This window comes from Nitrospirillum amazonense, assembly GCF_007828045.1.
GTDB classification, from domain to species: Bacteria; Pseudomonadota; Alphaproteobacteria; order Azospirillales; family Azospirillaceae; genus Nitrospirillum; species Nitrospirillum amazonense_C.
Map to the genome: position 1 here is coordinate 372,407 of NZ_VITN01000005.1, position 6,229 is coordinate 378,635.

General features: G+C 69.4%; 8 protein-coding genes. 1 reads left to right on the plus strand and 7 read right to left on the minus strand.

From position 1 onward, the window contains the following. Window positions 1-209: 209 nt before the first annotated feature. From rpmA to FBZ89_RS11445, 3 genes are all read right to left on the minus strand, one after another. The gene (gene rpmA, locus FBZ89_RS11435; protein ID WP_145750092.1) at window positions 210-491 is read right to left on the minus strand and encodes a 50S ribosomal protein L27; all 282 of its coding nucleotides are present in this window, start codon (window positions 489-491) and stop codon (window positions 210-212) included. 37 nt (window positions 492-528) lie between these two features. Continuing rightward, window positions 529-846, minus strand: coding sequence for a 50S ribosomal protein L21 (gene rplU / locus FBZ89_RS11440; RefSeq protein ID WP_145750093.1), 318 nt, complete (start codon window positions 844-846; stop codon window positions 529-531). A 188-nt stretch (window positions 847-1,034) separates the two neighbouring features. Then, a complete protein-coding gene (locus FBZ89_RS11445; RefSeq protein ID WP_145611221.1) occupies window positions 1,035-1,838 on the minus strand; it encodes a class I SAM-dependent methyltransferase in 804 nt (267 codons plus the stop codon). Between the two features lie 160 nt (window positions 1,839-1,998). Between FBZ89_RS11445 and FBZ89_RS11450 the strand changes: the two genes are divergently transcribed. Continuing rightward, on the plus strand, window positions 1,999-2,487 hold the full coding sequence (locus FBZ89_RS11450) for a hypothetical protein (RefSeq protein ID WP_145750094.1): 489 nt from the start codon (window positions 1,999-2,001) through the stop codon (window positions 2,485-2,487). A 3-nt stretch (window positions 2,488-2,490) separates the two neighbouring features. Here the strand turns inward: FBZ89_RS11450 and FBZ89_RS11455 are convergent, their stop codons facing one another. The 4 genes from FBZ89_RS11455 to FBZ89_RS11470 form a co-directional block, all read right to left on the minus strand. Further along, window positions 2,491-3,123 (minus strand): trimeric intracellular cation channel family protein, encoded by a 633-nt coding sequence (locus FBZ89_RS11455; RefSeq protein WP_145750095.1) that lies wholly within the window; start codon window positions 3,121-3,123, stop codon window positions 2,491-2,493. A gap of 103 nt (window positions 3,124-3,226) precedes the next feature. Further along, on the minus strand, window positions 3,227-4,495 hold the full coding sequence (mhpT, locus tag FBZ89_RS11460) for a 3-(3-hydroxy-phenyl)propionate transporter MhpT (protein ID WP_246172140.1): 1,269 nt from the start codon (window positions 4,493-4,495) through the stop codon (window positions 3,227-3,229). A 96-nt stretch (window positions 4,496-4,591) separates the two neighbouring features. Then, the gene (gene lspA / locus FBZ89_RS11465) at window positions 4,592-5,101 is read right to left on the minus strand and encodes a signal peptidase II (RefSeq protein WP_246172141.1); all 510 of its coding nucleotides are present in this window, start codon (window positions 5,099-5,101) and stop codon (window positions 4,592-4,594) included. After that, window positions 5,098-5,940 (minus strand): helix-turn-helix domain-containing protein, encoded by an 843-nt coding sequence (locus tag FBZ89_RS11470; RefSeq protein ID WP_145750096.1) that lies wholly within the window; start codon window positions 5,938-5,940, stop codon window positions 5,098-5,100. The genes lspA and FBZ89_RS11470 overlap by 4 nt, the downstream gene beginning before the upstream one ends. Between the last annotated feature and the right edge of the window lie 289 nt (window positions 5,941-6,229).

The window sequence follows — 6,229 nt, forward strand, 5'->3', positions numbered from 1 at the left end:
CCCAAGGGATCAAAGACCCCTCAATCGCCGGGCGCCGGCATCCGCCGGCTTGGCTTCCTCGCTGCGCCCTTCGGTACTCGCTCCGGCGGACGCGGTCGCGTCCTAGGGAAAAAAGCGGGCACGGCGGCGCCACGGGGCAAATGCAAATCGGGGGAACGGTCACCCGTCCCCCCGATCAGAGTCAAAACACCTGGTGCCGAAGCGGCAGGTTACTCGGCGGCGACGGCCACCGGCTCCTGAGCCAGCTCGACGGACACGTAGGTGCGGCCCTGACGGCCGGTGTGGAACTTCACGGCACCATCGGCGACCGCGAAAATGGTGTGGTCCTTGCCCAGGCCCACGTTGGCGCCGGGGTGGAACTTCGTGCCGCGCTGGCGGACGATGATGTTGCCGGAAACGACGGCTTCACCGCCAAAGGCCTTCACGCCCAGACGACGACCGGCGCTGTCACGACCGTTGCGGGAGCTACCGCCTGCCTTTTTATGTGCCATCTCTAAAACTCCTTAAATCGAGGAGGTCGGCTGCCGATTAGGCGCCGGCCTGGATGTCGGTGATGCGCAGGATCGTCAGGTCCTGACGATGGCCGTTCTTGCGGCGGTAGTTCTGCCGGCGCTTCTTCTTGAAGACGATGATGTGCGGCGCGTGGGCCTGGGCGACCACGGTGGCCGTCACGGCGGCGCCAGCCACCAGCGGGGTGCCGACGGTGGTGTTGCCGGCATCGCTGACCAGCAGGACCTCGTCCAGCTTCAGGGAGGCGCCAGCGTCACCCGCCAGCTTCTCAACCTTAATGACGTCGCCGGCCGCGACCTTGTACTGCTTACCGCCGGTGCGGATGACTGCGAACATTCTAGCCCACCACTGATCTGGCCGGGCCCAGCCGAGAGTGGCCAGCGCCCACGCAAAACGGAACGACGGGACCTAGCACAGGACCCGTTTCTAAGAGAGCGCGCACTATACAGGCGACCTCGGCCCTGTCAAGCACCCCCAATACGAGTCCGCGCGGAATCCCGACGCCCGGCACCGTTGCGGGATTCTCAGGGCTTCGTGTCGGGATCCACGATCACGCCCGACGAGGCCGCAAGGCGGGGCAGCAGGCGCCGTTCCGCCGCCAGACCGGAGAAGGCCGGCTGGGCCACGGAAGGGGCCAAGCGGCGGCGCGGCTCCACCACGCGGGTGGCGGTGGTGGCGTAGATCTGCTTGCTGGCCTCCACGATCTGGACGCCGGCGAAGGCCTTGAACCAGCGGGCGCCCAGGTTTTCCACCGCCCCGGCCGACGCCATGAAGAATCGGGACTTCACCGGCGGCATGAACAGGGCCGACGTCTCCCGCTCCGGCACGAACAGGTTGGCGCGCAGCACGCGGCGCAACTGGCCCGTTGAAAACGGGGAGCCATGGCCGAAGGGGGTACGGTCGGTGCGGGCCCAGATGCCGCGCCGGTTGGGCACGACGGCGATCAGGCGCCCGCCCCCGGCCAGCACGCGCCAAATCTCCTGCATCATGGGCTTCAGGTGTTCGGTGAACTCCAACCCATGGACCAGCAGCACGCGGTCGACCGACATGTTGGGAAACGGCAGTTCCGATTCCTCGCCCAGGGTCACGAGGCCCGGCCCCTCGGGCGGCCAGAAGACCACGCCCTGGGCGGCCGGCATGACGGCCATCACCCGCTCCGCCTCCGTCAGGAAGGGACGCAGGAAGGGGGTGGCGTAGCCGATGCCCAGCACGCGCTGGCCGCTGACATCAGGCCACAGCTCGCGCAGGCGGCGACGCACCAGCCGCCGGACCACTTGGCCCAGACTGCTTTCGTAAAACTCGCGCAGATCGACGACATCGTTATACATCAGGGGGATGCTAGCACGGCTGGGACGCGTTCGCCTATTAGGCTGGCGGCCCTAATGCCTATCGCCAAGCCGCCCCTTGCCGCCTGCGACGCGGCCGCCGCTTGTGGCGGGGCGAATCGGTGCTTACCTTTCAGGGTAATCGCCTTGGGAGGCCACCATCATGCTCCGCACTTCCGCTGTCCTGATCGCCGCCGGCCTGGCGGCCGGCCTGCTGACCGCCTGCGCCGCCGACCAGAATGCCGGCCCGAATGGCGGCGGCCCCCAGACCGCCAGTATCCCGGCCGCCAGCGCCGAGTCGCGCGACCGGGGCCCGATGTGCATCCCCGTGCGCAACATCCGTCGCACGCAGGTCATCGATGACCGCACCATCCTGGTGGAGATGCAGGATCGCACCCAGTTCACCCGCATCAACCTGGCCAACCGCTGCATCGGCCTGGGCCCGTACGGCTTCGCCTATGTATCCCATAATGACGAGCTGTGCCGCACCGACCCGCTGACCCTGGTGGGCATGCCGGTGCCGCCGGTCTGCCTGATCGACAGCATGATCCCCATCGACAAGGCCGCCGCCGACGCCCTGAAGGCCAAGCCAAAGACCGACAGCGCGGCCGGAGCGGCCACGCCCGCGCCCGATGATCAGGGCCGCGACTGAGGGTCAGCCCTGTAGCCCCGTCGCCGTGGGCAGGGCCCAATGGCGCCAGACGCTGACCATGCGCAAGGCGAAGCACGCCCCGCCGCCAGCCAGTGCCGCGTAGCGCGGGGCGACGCCCAGCCGGATGGCGGCGGTCATGACGGCGGCGCCCAGCAGCGCCGCCGTGGCGTAGACGTCGACCCGCAGGATGGCCGGCACCTGGGCCAACATGATGTCGCGCAGGGTGCCGCCGCCCACGCCGGTGATGGTGCCCATCAGCATGGCGCTGAAGGGCGGGATGTCGCGGTTCAGCGCCTTTTCCGTGCCCGCCACGGCGAACAGCGACAGGCCGGCGGCGTCCAGGATGGTCATCAGCCCCACCGGCACCTGGCCCACCAGGGTATGACCGGTGAAGGTGGCCGCCCCGGCGGCGAAGGCCATGGCGGGATAGCGCCAGTCGCGCAGGGCCGTGGGCGGGGCCGCCCCGATCAGCAGGTCGCGCAGCACGCCGCCGCCCAACGCCGTGGCAAAGGACAGGACCATGACGCCGAACAGGTCCAGCCCGCCGCGCAGTGCGGCCATGGCGCCCTCGACCGCGAACAGCACGGTGCCGGCCATGTCGGCCACGGACAGCACCATATCCGTCTTCTTCCCCATCCCCTTCCAACCCCGCATCCCTTGCCGGACCGCAGCGTTACACCGTCGCGGGGCGGCTGGCGAGAGGATCGGCGCCAGAGGGCGGCGGGTGCGGCGACAGCCGTCAGGGCTGGCGCCAAAGCTGCCGCCGGATCAGCAGGACCGCCAGCAGCCCGCCCACCGCCACCAGGGGCACGAGGCTGAGCAGCAAATCCGGCGCCGACAGCCCCGCCTGCACCAGGCCGCCGCCCAGCAGCGGCCCGACGACGGAGCCCAGGCGCCCGGCGGCCACCGCCCCGCCCACGCCGGTGCCCCGGATGGCGGTGGGGTAGCACGCGGGTGCCGCGGCATAGAGCGTGGCCTGGGTGGTCAGGACCATGGCGCCGGCGCCCAGACCCACCAATAGGGCCACCGTCAGGTTGGCCGGCATCACGGCCAGCAGTACCAGGAAGACCGCCAGGCCGACGAAAACCGTGATGGCGTAGCCGAAGCGCCGGGGACCATCCAGCAGAGGCCCGGTGACGACGCAGGCGATGGCGCCCGAGATGTTCAGCATCACTTGGATCAGCGCCGCCTGCGGCTTGCTGAAACCCCGTTCGGTCATGAGCAGGGGCAGCCAGCTCAGCAGCAGGTACAGCACCATCAGGGTGGCGAAGAAGGCCAGCCACAGCAGCACCGTTTCCACCGCGCGGCCGCCGCCGAACAGGATGGCGAGGATGCCGGGCCGGGCACCGCCGTCCGCCGCCGCGGCCGCGCGGAAGGCCTGCGAATCCGGCAGGGCCCAGATCAGCAGGGGCAGGACCAGCAGCGGCGCGCCGCCGGCGACATAGAAGATGGTGCGCCAACTGTCGAAGCCACCGCCCATCCCGGCGAAGACGGCGATCAGGCTGACAATGGCGCCACCCAGGGGCATGCCGCCGTACATCAGGGAAACCGCCCCGCCGCTACGCCCCGACGGGCTGTTCTCCGCCGCCAGCGCCACCAGGTTGGGCAGGGTGCCGCCCAGGCCCAGGCCGGTGGCCAGCCGCATGAGGAACAGGGTGGTGAAGTCCGGCGACAGGGCGGTCGCGGCCGTGAACACGCCGAACAGCGCGACCGAGACCACCAGCACCGCCTTGCGCCCGAAGCGGTCGGCCAGCCGGCCGCCCACCAGCGCGCCCAGGAACAGGCCGATGGTGCCGGCGCTGAAGAAGGCGCCCAGCTCCTTGGGCGCCAGGTGCAGGGCGGGGGCCAGCTTGGGCGCCGCCACGCCGGCGGCTTGCAGATCCACCCCCTCCAGAACGGCCACGAGCAGGCACAGCAGCGTGGTGCGGTTGATCAGGCCGCCCGCCGGGGCCTGTGGCGCCGCGATCGGGGCATGCGCCGGGGCGGCCACCGCGTCATGGTTCAGCACGTTCCTCTCCCGTTTATTCTTATCGGTCGGGAACAAGGTGCGCGCGGGAACGGTGGATGTCCAGAAAAGTTGCTGACAATAACTAAATTTGCGCGGCTATGTTCGACGTTGACCGCCCAGCAGGCCGCCGACCACGAACAGGGCCACGCCCACCATCAGGCCCACGTCGGCCACGTTGAAGATGCCGGTGCGCACGGATCCGATGCCGAGATTCAGGAAGTCGAACACGGTGCCGCCCTGGACCAACCGGTCGAGCAGGTTGCCCAGGCCCCCGCCCAGGAAGCTGCCGGCACCCAGCAGTTCCATGCGGCTGAGGGATTTCGCCCGCAGGCTCCACGCCAGCAGGGCGGCCAGGACCAGGGCCACGCCAACGGTGAAGACCAGGCCCCGGGCGTGGTCGTCCAGCCCGGCGCCGATGCTCAGGAAAGCGCCCGGGTTGTTGACCGGCGTCACCAGAATGGCGCCGTTCAGCGCCGTCAGCTCCACCCCCGGGGTCAGCGCCTGTTTCAGCCAGGCCTTGGTCGCCTGGTCCGCCGCGAACCAGACAAGCGCCGACGGCACCAGCCAGCGCAGCCGCTCATGAACATTCGTACTTGGCACACTCATTCCGGCTTATCCCCGCTGTCGTTCTTTCGGGCGCAGGCCTCGCGATAGGCGGAGGGTGACTGGCCGATGACCTGTTTGAAATCCTGGGTGAAATGGGCATGGTCGAAATAGCCCAGATCCTGGGCCAGCGTGGTCAAATCCACCACCTCGCCCTGGCCCAGGCGGTGCGCCGCCTCATGCAGGCGGGCGCGGCGGATGACCCATTTGGGCGTCATGCCCACCAGGTCGGCGAACAGCCGTTGCAGCGCGCGCACGCCCAGGCCGGCGCGGGCGACCAGGTCATCCACCCGCAGGATGTCGCGATCGGCCTCCACCAGCGCCACCAGCCGGTTGATCTCCATCACCATCGGCGGCACATCCATCAACCTCCGGCGCAACAGCGGCTCGGCCGCCGCCACCATGCCGGCGTCATCCTCCGCCGCCAGCACCGCCGCCTCCGCCCCCTCCGCCGCCGCGCCGAAAACGGCCTCCAGGGCCAAGGTGCGGTCGACCAGGGTGGTCAGGGGGGCGCCCAGCAGGGCGCGGAAGCCGGCGGGGCGGAAGCGGATGCCCAGCACGCGGCCGGCGCCCCGCAGTTCATAAGCGAAGATGCCGTGCATGGGGCCGTAGATGGCGGTGCGCCCCCGCTCGAACACGAGGTTCACGGCAGGATAGGGCAAGGTGCGCTGGACATAGGGCGGCTGGCCCGTCAGGTCCCAGGCCACCACCCAGTAATGCTCCACCACCGCCGCCAGATCCCCCCCGGATTCCAGGGCCGGCAAATAGCGGCCCAGGCGGAAGCGCTGCGCCGCCGCGCCCGGCGCCAGCACGCCCTTGGGCGCCGCCGTCACCGGGCGCATGGGTTTTCCCCCATTGGGCTTTTGATGGCCCGGTCGCGTTTTTCCAAGCCCACGAAATCCCCCAAGCCTATCGTCCCGCCTGACCCCCGTTCCCGTGGAGAGCCGCCATGAAACTCTATTCCCTGGCCCTGTCGCCCTTCGCCGCGCGCGTCCGCGCCGCCGTCTATGCCAAGGACCTGGCCGTCGACATCCTAAGGGACTGTTGATAAATAAATGAATCAATGATTTTTTGCGGTTTGGGGATTCTCCGGCTGACACGGAGCTTATAGAATCGCCGGATGATTGATCA